Raw genomic sequence first — 14,880 nt, forward strand, 5'->3', positions numbered from 1 at the left:
AAAAGCCGCTAGACTGGGGATTCGTGATATCGATGTGGAGAATGCCCTCTGATGACGCCTGAATCCCCCGCTGACGAGACGGAATCGACCAACGGGGGAACCCCCGCGACCGAGGGCAAGATCTCACCCAAGGTGAAGCAGCCCGGTGAGTACGGTGCCGACTCGATCCAGATCCTCGAAGGTCTCGAAGCCGTCCGCAAGCGCCCCGGTATGTACATCGGTTCCACGGGACCGCGTGGTCTGCACCACCTCGTCTACGAGATCGTCGACAACTCGGTCGATGAGGCCCTCGCCGGCTACGCCGACACCATCTTCGTGACGCTGCTCGAAGACGGCGGCGTCCGCGTGGTCGACAACGGCCGCGGCATCCCGGTCGATCCCCACTCCTCCGACCCGACGAAGTCCACGGTCGAGGTCGTTCTGACCATCCTGCACGCCGGCGGAAAGTTCGGCGGCGGCGCGTATGCGGTCTCCGGCGGTCTCCACGGCGTCGGCTCGTCGGTGGTCAACGCCCTGTCGACGCGGTTCGACGTCGAGGTCAAGCAGAAGGGCTTCGTCTGGCGGCACAGCTTCGCGAACGGCGGCGTCCCGCAGCAGCAGCTCGAGAAGGGCGAGGCGTCCGACGACACCGGAACCAGCATCACGTTCTGGCCGGACGCCGAGATCTTCACCGAGACCACGAACTTCGAGTACGACACCCTGCGCACGCGCTTCCAGCAGATGGCGTTCCTCAACAAGGGCCTCCGCATCGAGCTGTCCGACGAGCGTCCCGATTCGGCTTACCAGGTCGAGGTCGACGGACAGCCGACCCTCACTCAGCCGAACGACGTCTTCTTCTACGAGCGCGGTCTCGTCGACTACGTCGAATACCTCAACAAGGTGCGTCACGCCGAGGTCGTCAACGACGAGATCATCGCGTTCGAGTCCGAGGACACCGAGCGCAAGATCTCTCTCGAGGTCGCGATGCAGTGGACCACCTCGTACACCGAGAACGTCTTCACCTACGCGAACACGATCAACACCCACGAGGGTGGCACGCACGAAGAGGGCTTCCGCGCAGCGCTCACCACGCTCGTCAACAAGTACGCCAGGGCGAACAACCTTCTCAAGGAGAAGGACGACAACCTGTCGGGCGACGACGTGCGTGAAGGTCTGACCGCGGTCATCTCGATCAAGCTCGGCGAGCCGCAGTTCGAAGGGCAGACCAAGACGAAGCTCGGCAACACCGAGGCCAAGGCGTTCGTGCAGAAGGTCGTCGGCGACCAGCTCGGCGATTGGTTCGACCGCAACCCGATCCAGGCGAAGAACGTCATCCGCAAGGCGATCGATGCGGCCACCGCTCGTCTCGCCGCGCGCAAGGCCCGCGAGACCGCTCGTCGAAAGAGCGTCTTCGAGTCCGCCGCGATGCCCGACAAGCTCAAGGACTGCACGAGCAAGGATCCTTCGATCAGCGAGATCTTCCTCGTCGAGGGTGACTCGGCAGGTGGCTCCGCTGTGCAGGGTCGCGATCCGCACACGCAGGCGATCCTCGCTCTGCGAGGCAAGATCCTCAACGTCGAGCGCGCGCGTCTCGACAAGGCCCTGGGCAACAAAGAGGTCCAGGCGATGATCCAGGCCTTCGGCACCGGAATCGGCGAAGAGTTCGACATCGAGAAGGCGCGCTATCACAAGATCGTGCTGATGGCGGATGCCGACGTCGACGGCCAGCACATCACGACGCTGCTGCTCACGCTGCTGTTCCGCTACATGCGCGGACTCATCGAGGCCGGCTTCGTGTACCTCGCGATGCCGCCGCTCTACCGTCTCAAGTGGACGAACCAGCCCCACGAGTACGTGTTCAGCGACGCCGAGCGCGACGCGCTGCTCAAGTTCGGACTCGACAACGGCAAGAGGATCCCGAAGGATGCCGGCATCCAGCGCTACAAGGGTCTCGGCGAGATGAACGCCAAGGAGCTGTGGGAGACCACGATGGACCACAGCACCCGGACGCTCCGCCAGGTGACCATCGAGGATGCCGCAGCGGCCGACGAGATCTTCAGCGTGCTGATGGGTGAGGACGTCGAATCGCGACGCAGTTTCATCCAGCGCAACGCCAAGGATGTCCGCTTCCTCGACATCTGACGCGTCCCGCGCCTGCATTCGTTCCCATAACGACCGGAATCGACAACACACATGACTGACGAAGTACGCCCCGAGCCGGCACACGACCACGGCAAGATCGACCAGGTCGACCTGCAGTCCGAGATGCAGCGCAGCTATCTCGACTACGCGATGGCCGTGATCGTCGGCCGTGCGCTGCCCGACGTGCGCGATGGACTCAAGCCCGTCCACCGACGCGTGATCTACGGCATGTACGACGGCGGATTCCGCCCCGACAAGTCCTTCTCGAAGTGCGCTCGCGTGGTCGGCGAGGTCATGGGTCAGTACCACCCGCACGGTGACTCGGCGATCTACGACGCCCTCGTGCGTCTCGTGCAGCCCTGGTCGCTGCGCTACCCGCTGGCCCTCGGCCAGGGCAACTTCGGGTCTCCCGGCAACATGGGTGCCGCGGCGCCCCGGTACACCGAGACCAAGATGGCCCCCCTCGCGCTCGAGATGGTTCGGGACATCGAAGAGGACACGGTCGACTTCACCGACAACTACGACGGCCAGACTCAGGAGCCGACGGTTCTTCCGGCCCGCTTCCCGAACCTCCTCGTCAACGGGTCGGTGGGTATCGCGGTCGGCATGGCCACCAACATCCCTCCGCACAACCTGCGCGAGGTGTCGTCTGCCGCCCTCTGGGCGCTCGACAACCCCGGCCTCCCCCGCGAAGAGCTGCTCGAGGGTCTCATCCAGCGAATCCCCGGCCCCGACTTCCCCACCGGCGCGCAGATCCTCGGCACCAAGGGCGTGCACGAGGCGTACCGCACGGGTCGCGGCTCGATCACCATGCGCGCGGTCGTCAACGTCGAGGAGATCCAGGGCCGCACGTGCCTCGTGATCACCGAGCTGCCGTACCAGGTGAACCCCGACAACGTCGCGGTGAAGATCGGCGACCTCGCCCGTGACGGCAAGATCACCGGCATCGCCGACATCCGCGACGAGTCGTCCGACCGCACGGGTCAGCGTCTCGTGGTCGTGCTCAAGCGCGATGCGGTCGCGAAGGTCGTGCTCAACAACCTGTACAAGCACACGCAGCTGCAGGAGAACTTCGGCGCGAACATGCTCGCGATCGTCGACGGCGTGCCGCGCACGCTCGCGATCGACGGGTTCGTGACCCACTGGATCACGCACCAGCTCGAAGTGATCGTCCGACGCACGCGCTTCCGTCTCGCCAAGGCAGAGGCTCGCATGCACATCCTGCGCGCCTACCTCAAGGCGCTCGACGCTCTCGACGAGGTCATCGCTCTCATCCGTCGATCGCAGACCACGCAGGATGCGAACGAGGGACTGCAGAAGCTCCTCGACATCGACGACATCCAGGCCCAGGCCATCCTCGACATGCAGCTGCGCCGACTGGCCGCCCTCGAGCGTCAGAAGATCCTCGACGAGGCCTCGGAGCTCGAGCGGCTGATCGGCGAGTACCAGGCGATCCTCGTCGACGAGTCGCTGCAGCGCGACATCATCCGCGAAGAGCTCACCGGCATCGTCGAGCGCTTCGGAGACGACCGTCGCACGCACATCCTGCACGGCTTCGACGGCGACGTCTCGATGGAAGACCTCATCGCCGAAGAGGAGATGGTCGTCACCATCACTCGCGCCGGCTACATCAAGCGCACGCGCAGCGACAACTACCGGTCGCAGCACCGCGGCGGCAAGGGCATCAAGGGCGCCCAGCTGCGGGCCGATGACATCGTCGAGCACTTCTTCGTGACGACGACGCACCACTGGCTGCTGTTCTTCACCGACAAGGGTCGCGTCTACCGTTCGAAGACCTACGAGGTTCCCGAGGCCGGCCGCGATGCGAAGGGAACGCACGTCGCGAACCTCCTCGCCCTGCAGCCCGACGAGAACATCGCGCAGGTGCTCGACATCCGCGACTACGGGGTCGCCGACTATCTCGTTCTCGCGACGCGCGACGGTCTGGTCAAGAAGACGCGTCTCGACGCGTATGACACCAACCGCCAGGGCGGCGTCATCGCGATCCGCCTGAACGACGAGGACGAGCTGGTCTCGGCTCTCATGGTGAACGCTGAGGATGACATCCTGCTCATCAGCCGCCGCGGCATGTCCGTCCGGTTCAGTGCGACCGATGATGCGCTGCGACCGATGGGACGCGCGACCGCCGGCGTGAAGGGCATGAAGTTCCGTGAGGGCGACAGCCTGCTGTCGGCATCCGTCGCCGCCCTCGGCCAGTTCGTGTTCGTGGTGACCGACGGCGGCTATGCGAAGCGCACCGCCATCGAGGAATACCGCGTCCAGGGACGCGGTGGATTCGGCATCAAGGTCGCCAAGCTCAACGACGATCGGGGCACTCTCGCGGGTGGTCTGATGGTCTCCTCCGACGATGAGGTCCTTGTGGTTCTGTCCAGCGGCAAGGTGGTACGCTCTGCCGTGGCCGAGGTGCCCGCGAAGGGCCGAGACACCATGGGAGTGGTGTTCGCACGGACGACGGAAGCCGACCGGATCCTCGCCATCGCCCGCAACGGTGAGCGGGGCCTCACCGAAGAAGACGAATCGGATGAGGCTGCGGTGGACTCCGAGTCCACGGCCCCCGAGACGAACGAGAACCCTGAGGAAGCAGACGCATGAGCACAGTAGCCGACAAGCTGGCGAAGAAGTCCACGCGCAAGACCGGTGGCAAGCAGGTGCGCCTGCGCCTCGTCTACGTGGATTTCTGGTCGGCCGTGAAGCTGTCGTTCCTGGGCGCTGTGGCGCTCGCGATCGTGACGATGGTGTCGTTCTTCCTGATCTTCCTCGTGCTGCAGGCGACCGGCATCCTCACGCAGGCGGATGAGTTCATCGGAACCATCACCGACAACTCCGTGCGGATCTCCGAGGTCGCCGGCCTGCCGCAGGTGATGGCATTCGCCGCGGTGGTCTCGATCCTCAACCTCATCGTGTTCACGGTGCTGGGTGCGGTCATCGCCGGGATCTACAACGTCGCCGTGAAGGTGACCGGCGGACTGCTGGTCGGGTTCATGTCGAACTGATCGTCAGGATTCGAGGAGGGGCGGATGCGAACAGCATCCGCCCCTCTTCTGTTCTCCGACGGAGTAGGGAAAACCCGAACCCGGGTCTCCGGTTGCCTCGGTGTCGGCCGGATCGGGGCCGCCGTACCTTTGAACCATGACGACACACACTGCCACGCCACCACCGGCGACGGCCACGAAGCCGCCGTTGCGCATCGTGCTCTCTATCCTGCATCTCGCGGGAATCGGAGTCATCGGCGGCTTCATCTTCGCGACTCTTTCCGGACTCCTCGGCACCGGCCTCGGCCTGCTCTTCGCGGCGGGCGTCGGCATCGTGCTGCTCGTCGGGCTCGTGTACGCCCTGTTCGGCGTCGGCTGGTTCGAGGTCGCGCGAGTCAGCGCTCTCTACAGGTCGCCCATCACGCCGCTCAGATGGCGCCCTCGGGATCGCCCCGGGTTCGCGGGCTGGCTCCGCTCGCTCGGCCGCCAGGCCATCGACGGCCGCATGTGGAGGGCCCTCGCGAACTTCGCGATCACCGCCGTTCTCGGCTGGATCGTGCTGCGGCTCGCCTTCGGCCTCGTCTGGTCGATCGCCATCTCGTTCGCTCCTCTCACGGGAACGGATGCCGTGATGGGTCCGTTCGGCGGGGGCGGCATCGACCCCGCGTGGGCACCGCTCATCGGGATCCTCGGAGTCGCCGCGTGCCTCGCCGGAATGATCGGACTGGCGCTCCTCAACCGCGTGCTCTCACTCGCCATCGTCGTTCGCAGCCGCGAGGCCGAGCTCACCGAGCGAGTGCGCACCAGCACTGCTCAGCGTGAGGGCGCTGTACGTGCCGCGGATGTCGAACGCACACGTATCGAGCGTGACCTGCACGACGGCGTCCAACCGCGACTCGTATCGGTGGGCATGACCCTCGGGCTCGCCCAGCAGAAGATCGACAACGACCCGGATGCCGCGAAGGAGCTGATCGCCGAGGCGCACACCTCGACCAAGGCCGCGATCACCGAGCTGCGTCAGCTGGCCCGTGGCATCCATGCATCGGTCCTCGACGACCGGGGCCTGGACGCGGCGCTGTCCGCCCTCGCCGGCCGCTCGCACATCCCCGTCCATCTCGATGTGCGCATGGACGGCCGCTGCAGCCGCGAGGCCGAAGCCGCTGTCTACTTCTCGATCGCCGAGTCGCTCACCAACGCCGCGAAGCATTCGCGGGCCAGCGAGGCGCGTGTCACTGTCCGCCTCCGCGACGGAGGGGTGCTCTGGGCTCGCGTCGAGGACAACGGCATGGGCGGCGCCCAGGTGCAGCCCGGCGGAGGCCTCGACGGCATCGCGAATCGCATCCTCGCAGCGGGCGGAACCTTCCGCCTCGAGAGCCCCGTCGGCGGACCGACCAGCCTGGAGGTGAACGTGCCATGCGCATCCTGATCTGCGAGGACTCCGTCCTGCTGCGCGAGGGACTCGTGCGACTGCTCGAGGACGCCGGGCACAGTGTGGTCGCGGCTCTTCCCGACACCAGCGGTCTCAGCGAGGCCGTCATCGAGACGGATCCCGAGCTGTGCATCCTCGACGTACGGCTCCCCCCGACCTTCACCGACGAGGGCATCCGCGCGGCGCTCGGACTCCGGGACACCAACCCCGCGCTTCCGCTGCTCGTGCTCTCTCAGTACGTCGAGGAGCGGTATGCGTCGGACCTCATCGCCGCACAGGGAGGGCCCCTGGGATATCTGCTCAAGGACAGGGTCGCCGACGTCTCTGAGTTCCTCGCCTCCGTGCAGCGGATCTCCGAGGGTGCCACCGTGCTCGACCCCGAGGTCGTGGCTCAGCTGCTCACCCGCCGCAACCGCGACGACCGGATGCAGCGTCTCACCGAGCGCGAACGGACCGTGCTCGCACTGATCGCCGAGGGCAAGTCGAACCAGGCCATCGCCGGTCTGCTCTTTCTCTCGGAGGCGAGCGTCGAGAAGCACATCACCGCGATCTTCCAGAAGCTGGGCTTCGAACAGGGCGAGTCGGGCAACCGACGCGTGCTGGCGGCCCTGGCACACATCGAGAACACGGGCGGCTCGATGCCGACCGGACAGACAGGACTGGGACGATGACCACGAACAACGACGACTACCAGGGCGGGCACACGCCCCTTACTCCCCCGCCGGCATCCGCGCCGCAGGGACAGGAGCCCACACCGGCGCCCGCGCAGGCGCAGGCGGCACCGGCCGATGCCGGCCGCTCTTCGGGGACGACGGCGATCATGATCGTCACGGCGATCGTCGGAGGCATCGCGCTTCTCGGAGCGGGCGGGTCGGCGGCTGTCGCCGCCACCGGCAGCATGATGGCCTCCACTCAGGGCAGCGACGCCGTGCTGACCGAGGATGCGTCCGGCATCGACACGCTCGACCTCGACGTGGATGCCGGCAACATGCGCATCGAGTTCGGTGACGTCGATGGGGCCGAGCTGGCAGTGACGAACGCTCGCGGTCCTGCCTGGAGACTCGAACGCGAGGGCGACGAGCTGATCGTCCGCAGCCCGGAGTTCCGCTTCGGATGGTGGTTCGGCGAGTGGTTCGGCGACGACCAGTCGGCGGTGCTGACCCTGCCTGAAGAGCTGAGCGACGCGCAGCTCGATGCCGACCTCACTCTCGATGCGGGCAGTCTCGATGTGGTCGGAGACTTCGGTGCCCTCGACGTCACGGTCAACGCCGGTGCGCTCGATGTCGAAGGTGCGGCGAGCAGCCTCAGCATCGACATGAGCGCGGGTCGTGCCGATGCGATGCTCGACGGCGTCGACGCGGCCGATCTCAGTGTGTCGGCGGGCGACCTCACCGTCGAGCTGACGGGCCGGGCACCGTCTGAGACGACGATCGACGTGAGCGCGGGCTCGGTCGATCTCACGGTTCCGGATGAGTCGTACTCGATCATCCAGGACGTCAGCGCCGGATCGCTCGACGCGAAGGTCGATCAGTCATCCGGCACCCGGAACACGATCGACGTCACACTTGCGGCAGGCAGTGTGACGATCCGTCCGGGCCGCTGATTCCGATCGAGGGCGAGGGCGCGCCGGTGCCCTCGCCCTCGATTGGGTATTTCGGGAAATCTCCGGTAAAGTTTCGGAGGTTGACGGGCCCATAGCTCAGGCGGTTAGAGCGCTTCACTGATAATGAAGAGGTCCCAGGTTCAAGTCCTGGTGGGCCCACTCCTCAACTAAATGAATACCCTCACGGGGCCTTAGCTCAGTTGGTAGAGCGCCTGCTTTGCAAGCAGGATGTCAGGAGTTCGAATCTCCTAGGCTCCACACTGTGTTGAGACAGTTCGAGAAGGCCCCGCCATGTGCGGGGCCTTCTCGTTTTCGCATGTCTCCACAGGTGTTAACAACCCTGTTAACAACTGCTCGCGCGGTGCCATCTGAGTGCACAGCTGTGGATGGACCTGTTAACAACGAGGGCGATGAGGCGCCCGCCTCTCACTAGACCTCCTAGATATCAACCCCCCTCCGTATTCTCAGGTCGAGGGCGTAGCGTGCTGGCATGACCGACGGGAAGACGATGATCCAGACCGAGATCGTGTTCGATGGATCGAGCTACTTACTCGCCCAGGATCAGAACATCGATGATCTGCGAGAACGTATCGAGTCAGCCACGAAGACCGCCGGCACCTTCGTCGACATGGTCGTCGTCGGCAACCGGGCAGTAAGCGTGCTCATCACCCCAACGACGCAAGTGACGATCAGTGTGGCGACTGTGGCATATGACCCCCGCGATACCGGTGACGTCGACTTCCCGTACACCGGTTTCTACGACGAGCTCTGACTCCACGCGTCTGAGCGGGTGATCAGAGGTTCGGCCCGCGGATCATCCGCACCGGTCCTCTGGCGTCGTCGATGGACACCTTCTCGCCCTTCTGCGTCACGACGATCTCATCGCGCTCGGCGAGTGCAGCCGCGATTCGGCGGACATCCGACATGGTCGAGCGCCACGAGTCCCCGCCCACAGTCCGGGCGACGTCACTCGGACAGATCGAAGACTCGCCCCGCTTGCGGATGAGCGCGCGCATCGCGGCCGCGATCCTCTCGTCGAAGTCGTCGCCGGTGCGGTCCTCCCACCAGGGCGCCCCTCGTTCCCCGAGCGCGGTCTTCGCGTCCTGCACCCGACGTCGTGCGTCCGGCTCCTGCGCCTTCACCGCGCGCCGCGCAGCCATCAGCTCGTTGACCAGCTCCTGGCGGAACGTCTCGGGGATCGAGGGGTCGGTCGCGCGCCAACGCCGGCCCTCGATGACGACATGATGACCGTCGGGCGTGCGCTCCGGACCGCTCGCACCGCCGCCGTTCGCGCTGTCGTCCGAGGTCATGCAGCCAGTCAATCCGACCATGATCAGGTCGACCAGGGGCTTGACCGCACCTGGGTACCCCCGATCGGGAGGAGATCTGCGCTGCGGAGGACGAGTCGACGGGCAAGCGCCCTCCCGTGTGCGGATCTCCTTTCGAACGGCTCTCGCTCGGAGGTCAGACGGCGCGCAGGTCGTGCGGGGCGACGTTGAGACGCTCGCACCCGTCGGCGGTCACGACGACGATGTCCTCGATGCGTGCGCCCCATCGGCCGGCGAAGTAGATCCCGGGCTCGATGCTGAACGCCATGCCCTCACGCAGCACGAGATCGTTGCCGGGCGCGATGTAGGGCTCTTCGTGTACCGAGACGCCGATGCCGTGACCCGTGCGGTGCAGGAAGGCCTCGCCGAGCCCCGCCTCGGCGAGTACGGACCGCGCCGCGGCATCGACAGCCTCGGCCGTCGCGCCGGGGCGCACGGCGTCGACAGCGGCCTGTTGAGCGCGGACGAGCACGGCGATGCGATCGGCGGCTTCACTGTCGGGTGTGCCGACCACGTAGGTGCGGGTGCTGTCGGAGTTGTAGCCGCTCGGCACGGCGCCGCCGATGTCGACGACGACGACGTCTCCGTCCTCGATCACGCGGTCGGACACCTCGTGGTGGGGATCCGCGCCGTTGGGTCCCGAGCCGACGATGACGAACTCGACGGTGCGGTGGCCCTCGGCCACGATGGCCTCGGCGATGTCGGCCGCCACCTCTCGCTCGGTGCGCCCCGCCCGCAGCCACTCGGGCACTCGACGATGCACGGCGTCGATCGCGGAGCCGGCACGCCGGAGCTCGGCGACCTCTTCTGCATCCTTGATCATGCGGCCCTCACGCAGCACCGGGGTGGCGAGCTCGACGCGCACGTCGATCCGATCGGAGAGCGGGATCACGTGCAACGCCGGCAGAGCGTCTGAAACTCCCACTCGCGTGACTGCGCCCAGGGCGGCGGCCACGAGGTCGTAGGGATTCTGTCCGTCGACCCAGTCGGAGACGGCGAGGCCGAGCTCACCCACCGCCGTGGTCCTGACCTTCGCCAACTCCATGCGCGGCACGATGACGGTGGGAGCGATGCCGGGTCCGAGCACGAGTGCGGTGAGGCGCTCGATCGTGTCTCCCTCGACGCCGACCAGATACTCCAGATCAGGGCCAGGACCCACCACTATCCCGTCGAGACCGGCGTCAGCGGCAAGCGCTGCTGCGCGGTCGAGTCGAGCGGCGTACACGGAGGCGGGGAACGGCAGTGTGCTCACGGCATCCACGCTACTGCGCCGGCCGTTCCCCGGGAACGGCGACTCAGCTGACGGCGAGGCGGATGCGCTCGGTGAGAACCTTGCGGTTCGCGGCAGAGAGATCGAGCAGCGCGTATGCGGTCGGCCACATCGTGCCGTCGTCGAGGTTCGAGATCGGCTCGAAACCGAACGTGCCGTACCTGACCTTGAACTTGCTGGCCGGCTGGAAGAAGCAGAGCACCTTGCCGTCCTTGCCCCAAGCGGGCATGCCGTAATACGTCCGCGGCATGAGCTCGGGAGCGACCTCGGTCACGAGGTCGTGGAGCGCCTTCGACAGCTCTCGATCGTTGTCATCGGGAAGCTTCGCGATCGCCGCCTCGAGGTCTGCGACACCCTCGGCCCGCACCTCTTCCGGGGTCTTCTTGGCACGCGACCGAGACTTGCGCTTGTCGGCCGCGGCCTCCTTCATCGCCTCGCGCTCTTCGGCACTGAAGTTCTTCTCGTTGTCAGCCATGGCCGACTCCTTTCACTGTGTGATCTGCGATGAATCTCACACTACGGATGCGGCGCACTGCTGTGCTTCTTGATTCGTGATCGATGTCTCGGGGTCGAGCGTGACGAGCCGGACGCCTCTCGAGGCGAGGTTTCGTCCAGGATCGTCACGCGCGTACCCTGGCTGAACCCCGGCCACTATGGTGGACGCATGGATATGCGGGTCGCGGCATACGCGGTCGTCACCGATGACGACGGTCGCATACTTCTCGCGCGCTGGACCGAGGGTCGTCGAGTGGCATGGACGATGCCCGGCGGAGGGCTGGAACCGGGTGAGGCTCCCGAGGACGCCGTGCGGCGTGAGCTGCGCGAGGAGACCGGCTACACGGTCAAGGTCGGCGAGCTGCTGGGCATCCATTCGAGGGTGATCCCGGCGAGCCAGCGGGTGAACCAGTCGGATCAGCCTCTGCATACCCTGCGCATCGTCTACCGGGCGTCGGTGACGGGCGGGAAGCTGACGTTCGAGGCCGATGGCTCGACCGACATGGCTGAGTGGTTCCCACTGAAAGCCGTGAAGGAACTGCAGAGGGTCAAGCTGGTCGACATCGCCCTGAGGATGGCCGGCATCCTCTGACTCAGTCGCGGGTCTCTTCGGGCACCGAGATGTCGGCGACTGTGGCACCGTACGCGGCGATGAGGTCATCGGCATCGACGAAGAGGCTGTAGCCGTGAGCGCCGGCACCCATGGCGATCCGCTGCCCGACGATCGACTCGTCGGCGAAGACCGGCCAGTCCGTGGTGCTGCCGATGGGCACAATTGTTCCGCGCTCGTAGCCGGTCGCCGCGAGGGCGAGATCCGGCTCGGGCAGGCGGAGCTTGTTCACTCCGACGACCGCACGCAGCTTCGGCCACGAGATCGATCTGCCGCCGGGAACCAGCGCGAAGAGATACGTGTCATCCGAACGCTTGACAACGAGCGTCTTGACGATGCCGGAGGGAGGGATGCCGAGCAGCTCAGCCGCCTCGAAGAGACTGCGGGCGGCAGGACGCTCGCGGATCTCGATGTCGAGTCCGCGAGCCGCTGCGGCGTCCCTCACCCGGGCATGGAGATCCCCCGGCTCAGTGGCCGGGGGCTCCGATGTCGAGGTCACGCGTCAGGTGCGGAGAGCGGGTCGTCGGCGACCCAGAGCTCGTCGTCTGCGCGCAGTGCCTGCCACGCGGCGTAGAGAACGCCGGCCGCTGCGGCGACTCCGAGGATCAGGGCGATGACCGAACCGACGCTCGGGCCCTTCGGCTCGGGCTGAGTGGCCTTCCTGACCTTCTTCACGACGCCTTCGCGCTTGGCGTTCGCGACATCCCACGCGGTGAGCGCGGTGCCGACGACTCCGCCGACGATGGGGACGACCTTGTCGTCCACCACGTGGTGACCGAAGCGGACGCCGCGGTCGACGACCGGTGCGACGCGACGGTTGTAGGTGTCCTGGACGACAGGACCGACCTGCTCGCGACCGAAGTGGCCGAGCTGACGTCCGGCTTCACGCGCGACGTCGGCGGCGTGGCCGACGAGGACCTGCTGGTTCTCCCAGAGCTGGTTGGCGTCGTTCTGAAGACGACGCAGCTCCTTCTTCCGCTTGCGGCTGATGCTCACGATGCTCTCCTGTCGATTGGAGTACGGATTCCCCATCTTGCCACGCGACCGTGTATGGGGCGAGGGAATCGCCGAACCCTTGCGTCGGAGGCCGATGAGCGCTAGACGCGGGCCAACTCATGGGAAGCTCTGCGAGAATGGACCCATGGCTCACGCTTCTCATGTCGCAACCCTGCACACCAACCACGGTGACATCGTCATCAACCTCTTCGGCGACCACGCTCCGAAGACGGTCAAGAACTTCGTCGGCCTCGCCGACGGCACCCAGGAGTGGACGCACCCCGCCACCGGCAAGCCGGGCGAGGGTGCTCTCTACAAGGACGTCATCTTCCACCGCATCATCCCGAACTTCATGATCCAGGGCGGCGACCCGCTCGGACAGGGCGTCGGGGGCCCCGGATACAACTTCGACGACGAGATCAACATGGAGCTCAACTTCAACGAGCCCTACATCCTCGCCATGGCCAACGCCGGTCTGCGTCGCAACGCCATCACGGGCAAGGCCGAGGGAACCAACGGCTCGCAGTTCTTCATCACGACCGACCCCACCCCCTGGCTCCAGGGCAAGCACACGATCTTCGGCGAGGTCGCCGATGACGCCTCCAAGGCTGTCGTCGACGCGATCGCCGCTGTGCCGACGGCTGCGGGCGACCGTCCCATCGAGCCGGTCGTGCTGCAGTCGATCGACATCGTCGCGGCCTGACGCCGACGCTGGCCGATCCGGATGACGACGCCTGAGTTCGCGGACAACCGCGACAACTTCTGCTACCGGCATCCGGATCGGCAGAGCTTCGTGCTCTGTCAGCGGTGCCTGCGCACGATCTGCCCCGAATGCCAGACGCAGGCGGCTGTCGGGGTCATCTGCCCCGAGTGCATGGCCGCAGAGCGAAAGAACCGCAGTCCCGCCCAGAAGCGCGCCGAGCGTCGCTGGGGCGGGCGCGGCGCCGCACTCGCCTCGCGTGGCAGCGGCAAGCCCGTCGTCACGTACTCGCTGCTGGCGATCACGTCGTTCATCGGGCTCCTTCAGCTCATCCCGGGAGTGGGCCAGGCGATCACGGGCCAGCTGCTCTTCGCGGCGGGCTATCTGTATCCGGATCTGTCGCTCATGCCGTTCGAACCGTGGCGGCTTCTCACGGCTGTGTTCGTGCATGGCGGTTTCCTGCATCTCGCGCTCAACATGCTGGCGCTGTGGATGCTGGGTCAGAGTCTCGAACCGATGCTCGGCCGAATCCGCTTCCTGTCGCTGTACCTGATCAGCGGACTCGGCGGTTCCGTCGCCGTCGCACTGCTCGCGCCCGGAACCGCGACGGTGGGCGCCTCCGGTGCGATCTTCGGCCTGATGGCCGCCCTGCTGATCATCGGACGGCACATCGGCGCGAACGTGACCGGCATCCTCGTGATCCTCGGCATCAACTTCGTCGTCGGCTTCGTGTTCTCTCAGAACATCGCCTGGCAGGCGCACCTCGGCGGGGCGATCGTCGGTGCGCTCGTGGCGTTCATCCTCACGAGGACCCGACGGCGTGAGCAGCGGACGCTACAGATCGTGCTGCTTGTTGCCGTCGTTGTCGCGCTCGTCCTGATCGTCGCCCTGTTGGTACCGTTCCTGATCACGACGGTTTACTCCTGATCAGAAGTTGTTAACAGGGTTGTTAACCGATGTGAATAACATCTGTGTAATTCTCCCCATGTTGGGGATAACCTGTGGATAACTCAGAAGAAGGCCCCTCTCGCCAGCGCGAGAGGGGCCTTCTTCGAAATCGGTGGGGCGGGCGTCAGCGCCAGCGTGTGGTCATCAGGAAGCCGATCAGGGCGATGCCCAGGCCGATCGCAAGGTTCCAGTTGTCGAGCCCCGGGATCGGGAACTGCATGCCCGAGATGTAGAACACGAGGATCCACACGAGACCGAGGAGCATGAAGCCGACCATCACCGGCTTGAACCACACGGCGTTGGGTGCGGCTTCGCCTTCGCTGCGCGGAGCTTCGGGTTCTTCGGTCTTGCGGTCGCGTGCCATTCCCACAGTGTACCCAAGAGTGT

General features: G+C 66.0%; 16 protein-coding genes and 2 tRNA genes. 12 read left to right on the forward strand and 6 right to left on the reverse strand.

Annotation, left to right across the window (positions count from 1 at the left end; translation table 11 throughout):
• Window positions 1-51 precede the first annotated feature (51 nt).
• The 9 genes from gyrB (at window position 52) to AB0P11_RS00180 (ending at window position 8,918) form a co-directional block, all read left to right on the forward strand.
• Window positions 52-2,121, forward strand: coding sequence for a DNA topoisomerase (ATP-hydrolyzing) subunit B (gene gyrB / locus AB0P11_RS00140; RefSeq protein WP_171821963.1), 2,070 nt, complete (start codon window positions 52-54; stop codon window positions 2,119-2,121).
• A 51-nt stretch (window positions 2,122-2,172) separates the two neighbouring features.
• Entirely contained in the window at window positions 2,173-4,734 is a 2,562-nt protein-coding gene (gene gyrA, locus AB0P11_RS00145; protein ID WP_053098243.1) for a DNA gyrase subunit A, read from the forward strand.
• The gene (locus tag AB0P11_RS00150) at window positions 4,731-5,135 is read left to right on the forward strand and encodes a DUF3566 domain-containing protein (protein WP_053098244.1); all 405 of its coding nucleotides are present in this window, start codon (window positions 4,731-4,733) and stop codon (window positions 5,133-5,135) included. Before gyrA ends, AB0P11_RS00150 begins: the two co-directional genes overlap by 4 nt.
• 136 nt (window positions 5,136-5,271) lie before the next feature.
• Window positions 5,272-6,540, forward strand: coding sequence for a histidine kinase (locus tag AB0P11_RS00155; RefSeq protein WP_053098246.1), 1,269 nt, complete (start codon window positions 5,272-5,274; stop codon window positions 6,538-6,540).
• Complete coding sequence (locus AB0P11_RS00160; RefSeq protein ID WP_363518636.1) at window positions 6,528-7,214, forward strand: response regulator transcription factor; 687 nt, start codon at window positions 6,528-6,530, stop codon at window positions 7,212-7,214. Before AB0P11_RS00155 ends, AB0P11_RS00160 begins: the two co-directional genes overlap by 13 nt.
• The gene (locus AB0P11_RS00165) at window positions 7,211-8,146 is read left to right on the forward strand and encodes a DUF4097 family beta strand repeat-containing protein (protein ID WP_363518639.1); all 936 of its coding nucleotides are present in this window, start codon (window positions 7,211-7,213) and stop codon (window positions 8,144-8,146) included. The genes AB0P11_RS00160 and AB0P11_RS00165 overlap by 4 nt, the downstream gene beginning before the upstream one ends.
• Window positions 8,147-8,231: 85 nt before the next feature.
• Window positions 8,232-8,305: transfer RNA gene (locus AB0P11_RS00170), tRNA-Ile, on the forward strand.
• Window positions 8,306-8,331: 26 nt separating this feature from the next.
• Window positions 8,332-8,404 (forward strand) — tRNA-Ala (locus AB0P11_RS00175).
• A 232-nt stretch (window positions 8,405-8,636) separates the two neighbouring features.
• Complete coding sequence (locus tag AB0P11_RS00180) at window positions 8,637-8,918, forward strand: hypothetical protein (protein WP_056275701.1); 282 nt, start codon at window positions 8,637-8,639, stop codon at window positions 8,916-8,918.
• Between the two features lie 22 nt (window positions 8,919-8,940).
• On the opposite strand, the gene AB0P11_RS00185 is transcribed toward AB0P11_RS00180, so the two are convergent.
• The 3 genes from AB0P11_RS00185 to AB0P11_RS00195 all read right to left on the reverse strand — a co-directional run bounded on the left by AB0P11_RS00185 (window position 8,941) and on the right by AB0P11_RS00195 (window position 11,219).
• Complete coding sequence (locus AB0P11_RS00185; RefSeq protein WP_363518643.1) at window positions 8,941-9,456, reverse strand: DUF3253 domain-containing protein; 516 nt, start codon at window positions 9,454-9,456, stop codon at window positions 8,941-8,943.
• Between the two features lie 154 nt (window positions 9,457-9,610).
• Window positions 9,611-10,726 (reverse strand): Xaa-Pro peptidase family protein, encoded by a 1,116-nt coding sequence (locus tag AB0P11_RS00190; RefSeq protein WP_363518646.1) that lies wholly within the window; start codon window positions 10,724-10,726, stop codon window positions 9,611-9,613.
• Between the two features lie 43 nt (window positions 10,727-10,769).
• On the reverse strand, window positions 10,770-11,219 hold the full coding sequence (locus AB0P11_RS00195) for a DUF1801 domain-containing protein (protein ID WP_056275709.1): 450 nt from the start codon (window positions 11,217-11,219) through the stop codon (window positions 10,770-10,772).
• Between the two features lie 189 nt (window positions 11,220-11,408).
• Between AB0P11_RS00195 and AB0P11_RS00200 the strand changes: the two genes are divergently transcribed.
• Window positions 11,409-11,831, forward strand: coding sequence for an NUDIX hydrolase (locus AB0P11_RS00200; protein ID WP_053098257.1), 423 nt, complete (start codon window positions 11,409-11,411; stop codon window positions 11,829-11,831).
• Window position 11,832: 1 nt separating this feature from the next.
• Here AB0P11_RS00200 and AB0P11_RS00205 read toward each other — a convergent pair whose 3' ends face one another.
• Both AB0P11_RS00205 and AB0P11_RS00210 read right to left on the reverse strand, forming a co-directional pair.
• Entirely contained in the window at window positions 11,833-12,294 is a 462-nt protein-coding gene (locus AB0P11_RS00205; protein WP_363518650.1) for a YbaK/EbsC family protein, read from the reverse strand.
• Between the two features lie 50 nt (window positions 12,295-12,344).
• Window positions 12,345-12,845 (reverse strand): hypothetical protein, encoded by a 501-nt coding sequence (locus AB0P11_RS00210; protein ID WP_053098260.1) that lies wholly within the window; start codon window positions 12,843-12,845, stop codon window positions 12,345-12,347.
• A 145-nt stretch (window positions 12,846-12,990) separates the two neighbouring features.
• On the opposite strand from AB0P11_RS00210, the gene AB0P11_RS00215 reads away from it, so the two are divergent.
• Complete coding sequence (locus AB0P11_RS00215) at window positions 12,991-13,548, forward strand: peptidylprolyl isomerase (protein WP_053098262.1); 558 nt, start codon at window positions 12,991-12,993, stop codon at window positions 13,546-13,548.
• A 21-nt stretch (window positions 13,549-13,569) separates the two neighbouring features.
• Window positions 13,570-14,472, forward strand: a complete 903-nt coding sequence (locus AB0P11_RS00220; RefSeq protein ID WP_053098263.1) for a rhomboid family intramembrane serine protease — start codon at window positions 13,570-13,572, stop codon at window positions 14,470-14,472.
• Window positions 14,473-14,617: 145 nt separating this feature from the next.
• On the opposite strand, the gene AB0P11_RS00225 is transcribed toward AB0P11_RS00220, so the two are convergent.
• On the reverse strand, window positions 14,618-14,857 hold the full coding sequence (locus AB0P11_RS00225) for a cell division protein CrgA (RefSeq protein ID WP_042541028.1): 240 nt from the start codon (window positions 14,855-14,857) through the stop codon (window positions 14,618-14,620).
• Between the last annotated feature and the right edge of the window lie 23 nt (window positions 14,858-14,880).

Source organism: Microbacterium sp. NPDC079176, from assembly GCF_040686675.1.
Taxonomy (GTDB): Bacteria; Actinomycetota; Actinomycetes; order Actinomycetales; family Microbacteriaceae; genus Microbacterium.

Coding starts and splice junctions, on each gene's coding strand:
- gyrB (WP_171821963.1), top strand. CDS start 52: ATGACGCCTGAATCCCCCGCTGACGAGACGGAATCGACCAACGGGGGA.
- gyrA (WP_053098243.1), top strand. CDS start 2,173: ATGACTGACGAAGTACGCCCCGAGCCGGCACACGACCACGGCAAGATC.
- AB0P11_RS00150 (WP_053098244.1), top strand. CDS start 4,731: ATGAGCACAGTAGCCGACAAGCTGGCGAAGAAGTCCACGCGCAAGACC.
- AB0P11_RS00155 (WP_053098246.1), top strand. CDS start 5,272: ATGACGACACACACTGCCACGCCACCACCGGCGACGGCCACGAAGCCG.
- AB0P11_RS00160 (WP_363518636.1), top strand. CDS start 6,528: ATGCGCATCCTGATCTGCGAGGACTCCGTCCTGCTGCGCGAGGGACTC.
- AB0P11_RS00165 (WP_363518639.1), top strand. CDS start 7,211: ATGACCACGAACAACGACGACTACCAGGGCGGGCACACGCCCCTTACT.
- AB0P11_RS00180 (WP_056275701.1), top strand. CDS start 8,637: ATGACCGACGGGAAGACGATGATCCAGACCGAGATCGTGTTCGATGGA.
- AB0P11_RS00185 (WP_363518643.1), bottom strand. CDS start 9,456: ATGACCTCGGACGACAGCGCGAACGGCGGCGGTGCGAGCGGTCCGGAG.
- AB0P11_RS00195 (WP_056275709.1), bottom strand. CDS start 11,219: ATGGCTGACAACGAGAAGAACTTCAGTGCCGAAGAGCGCGAGGCGATG.
- AB0P11_RS00200 (WP_053098257.1), top strand. CDS start 11,409: ATGGATATGCGGGTCGCGGCATACGCGGTCGTCACCGATGACGACGGT.
- AB0P11_RS00215 (WP_053098262.1), top strand. CDS start 12,991: ATGGCTCACGCTTCTCATGTCGCAACCCTGCACACCAACCACGGTGAC.
- AB0P11_RS00220 (WP_053098263.1), top strand. CDS start 13,570: ATGACGACGCCTGAGTTCGCGGACAACCGCGACAACTTCTGCTACCGG.
- AB0P11_RS00225 (WP_042541028.1), bottom strand. CDS start 14,857: ATGGCACGCGACCGCAAGACCGAAGAACCCGAAGCTCCGCGCAGCGAA.